The 3278-nt window shown below is 66.8% G+C and carries 3 protein-coding genes; all 3 read left to right on the top strand.

Going from position 1 to position 3278, the window contains the following annotated elements:
- Positions 1-171: 171 nt before the first annotated feature.
- From IU459_RS36870 to IU459_RS36880, 3 genes are read left to right on the top strand one after another with little or no spacing between them, the layout of a single operon-like run.
- The gene (locus tag IU459_RS36870) at positions 172-1248 is read left to right on the top strand and encodes a tyrosine-type recombinase/integrase (RefSeq protein ID WP_195134209.1); all 1077 of its coding nucleotides are present in this window, start codon (positions 172-174) and stop codon (positions 1246-1248) included.
- Entirely contained in the window at positions 1245-1583 is a 339-nt protein-coding gene (locus IU459_RS36875; protein WP_195134210.1) for a helix-turn-helix domain-containing protein, read from the top strand. The genes IU459_RS36870 and IU459_RS36875 overlap by 4 nt, the downstream gene beginning before the upstream one ends.
- 16 nt (positions 1584-1599) lie before the next feature.
- Positions 1600-3186 (top strand): hypothetical protein, encoded by a 1587-nt coding sequence (locus IU459_RS36880; RefSeq protein ID WP_195134211.1) that lies wholly within the window; start codon positions 1600-1602, stop codon positions 3184-3186.
- Positions 3187-3278: the final 92 nt, after the last annotated feature.

The following is a 3278-nucleotide window of genomic DNA, read 5'->3' on the forward strand; positions in this document are numbered from 1 at the left end:
TAAAAAATAACCCTGGAGTTCGTTGGGGTCCGTGCTGACGGTCTCCGTGCTGGACCTGGGGGTTCTCCGTGTTTCGCTGGTTCTTGGCCGTTGTGACTGAACTTCGGATAGCCTGAGCCGATCTCAATTTCGATGATGCTCCAGCGGTGAAGGTGAAGGCCAGGAGGCGCGGTGGGGTTGTCGGTTGTGCGGGATCTCCGCGAGGTGCGTGCGGCGGCGGGCCCGGAGGACGTCGAGCGGTTCGAGACTGACGTGTTCGCAGGGTTTGTCCTGGCCCGTTGCGCGGCTGGCTTGTCGGACAACACGATTCGCTCGGATGTCAGCCATTTGGAGCAGGTTCGGACCTGGTTCGGGAAACCGTTGTGGGACATGCTGCCCGCGGACGCGGACGCCTATTTCGGGACGGTGCTGCGGCCGGTGCCGATCCCCACGAGACTGGCTCGGGCGCAGGCACTCAAGACCTATTTCGAGTTTCTGGAGCTGCGGCACAAGATCGAGATCTACAACCTGACGGGCCGGGTCGTCGAGTGCCCGATCGACGAGATGAACCGGCCCAGGGGCCAGCGGAAGGCCAAGTTGCGCATCCCGCCGGCCGCCGAGCAGATCGCACGGTTGTTCGCCGGGTGGCGTGAGGAGTTGGCGACCTGCCGCAAGTTCGGGCCGGTGGCCCGCAATTATGCCGCGGCTCGGTTGATGGCCGAGGTGGGGTTGCGGGTCAACGAGGCGCGTCACCTGGATCTGGCCGATATCAAGTGGGATCTGGGCCGGTTCGGCAAACTCCATGTCCGCCATGGCAAAGGTGCCCGGGGTTCCGGGCCCCGCGAGCGCATGGTGCCGCTGATCAACGGCGCGGGCCGGACGCTTCGATGGTTCGTCGAGGACGTGTGGTGTCAGCTCGGCGACGATCCCGCGCGGCTGGGCGCGCCGCTGTTCTGTTCGGAGCGCCGTAATACCGATGGCACCGCCGCCCGGGTGGGCAGCGAGGCGTTGCGGGCCGGTCTGGCCGAGGCCGCAGCCAGGCACCTGCCGGAATGGCCGGACAGCCTGACTCCACATGTCATGCGCCATTTCTGCGCAAGCCAATTGTATTTGGGCGGAATGGATTTGATCGCTATCCAGGAGACGTTAGGCCACTCCTGGGTTGCCACAACGATGAATTATGTCCATGTTCATCGCACGCATGTCGAGGATGCGTGGCTTTCCGGGCAGGAACGTGCCGCTCAGCGTCTGAAGGGACTGGGGATATGAGGTGGAACTTGCGGTTGGCCGCCGCTAATCGGGGCATCTGGAAGGCCAGCGAGTTGCAGCGCCAATTCGCCGAGCACGGCCTGGTGATCAGCGCGGGGAAGATGTCCGGGCTGTGGTCAGGCAGCCCGGCCAGCGTCAAGCTCGACGACCTGGACATCATCTGCGCCGTGCTCGGCTGTGGGATCGAGGAGGTGCTCATCCCCGAGCCCGGCAAGGTCAACCGGCCGGTCACCGACGCCGAGCCGAAGGTCTCGACCGGCACCAGCGGTGCGGGGACCAGCGCAGCGGTGGTAACACCGAAACGCCGTGACGGCCGGTCACTTCCACCCATGTGAGCAAGCGGAGGCCAGCGTGACCCTGGAACGGAGGCAGCCTGTCCGGCGTGCACCGGACAAGCTGGCGTCGAGCTGCCCCGAATGCCTGGCCTGGGGTGTGTTGTATGGCGGCTATTGCCGCGCCTGCTACGACTTCCGGCGGCGCCATCCCGCCGCTGCCTGTGCTGGGTGTGCTCGGGTCGTGCCGTTGAAGAACAGCCATTGCCGGCTCTGCTGGCTCCAGGCCGCCTCGCTGGCCACCGATCCTCCGGTCGTCACCGACGAGGATCTCGCTCGGGTCACCTTCCACCAGTTGTGGTTCGCGGGGATGACCAAGATGCGCGGCCCGCGCTCCGGCGTGCGGCTACGCGCCCGCCTCCGCGCCACCGTCGTCGCTGCTTTGCCGCCGGAGCCCTCCCTGGTCGAGGGCGGGCAACTGCAACTGCACCTGCCAGGGGCCGGCCGGGCTTTCGACTGGGCCCAGCACGCCGAGCCCGCCAGCCCCGCGCTGGTCCGAGCCCGCCGGATCGCCCAGGCGCTGGGCGAGGGCCGTGGCTGGAACACCAAACTGGCCGCCGAACTGGACCGGGCCCTGGTCATCCTCCTGTCCGGACACGGCGACGGCGAGCAGTTCCGCTACTCGGACCTGATCGGCGTGCTGCACCGCTACGGAGTCAGCATCAACAGGGTCGCCGAAGTACTGGCCGCGATGGGATTGCTGATCGATGACCGTGTCCCGGCCTTCGACACCTGGCTGGAAGGCAAACTCGCCGACCTCGCCCCGGGCATCGCCGCCGACGTCCGCGACTGGGCGCGAGTATTGCGGTATGGCGGGCCCCGCAGCCAACCCCGCAACATCAACACCGTCCGCCACTACCTGCGCGCCACCCACCCCGTGCTGATCGAATGGTCCACCCGATACGACCACCTGCGCGAGGCCACCACCGGCGACGTCGCCGCAGTCGCCGGCACCTTACACGGCCATCTGCGCCGTCGAACTCTCGGCGCGTTGCGCTCGCTGATGCGGCACTGCAAAAAGCGCGGCACCATCTTCGCCGACCCGGCAGCGCGAGTCCGCATCGGACACCGCGACGACCCGATCATTCTTCCCTTGCGCGGCAACCACATCGACGACGCAACCCAGGCCGCGACCACACCGGCAGCCCGCATCGCGCTGGCCCTGGCCGCGATTCACGCCGCCCGCCCCGAAGCCATCCGCACCCTGCGCCTGGACGACATCGAGCTCGGCAACCGGCGGCTGACCATCGGCTCGGTGACTCGCCCACTCGACGAACTCACCCACCGGCTCCTCATCGACTGGCTGGAATATCGACGCAGACGCTGGCCCAACACCGCCAACCCGCACCTGATCATCAACAAGCAGACCGCGTCGAGCACCCGAGCCATCAGCGTCAACGCGCTCACCGCGCCATTCCGCCGCCGAACCGCCACCCTGGAAGCCTTACGCGTCGACCGGCAACTCGACGAGGCACTCACCCACGGACCCGACCCACTCCACCTGGCCGTCGTTTTCGGACTCGACGACACCACCGCGATCCGATACTGCGCAGCCGCTCGACAGATCCTGCAAACCCCAGCCGAGAAACACGATCCACCGGGTTGAGCACGAACCCAAGGATCGACCCGCCCCAAATCCCGTAAGCATCCTTGGGTTCCTGCCAAGAAACCTTCAGTTCGCGTGAACTCCGGGCAAAG

This window comes from Nocardia amamiensis, assembly GCF_015477605.1.
GTDB classification, from domain to species: Bacteria; Actinomycetota; Actinomycetes; order Mycobacteriales; family Mycobacteriaceae; genus Nocardia; species Nocardia amamiensis_A.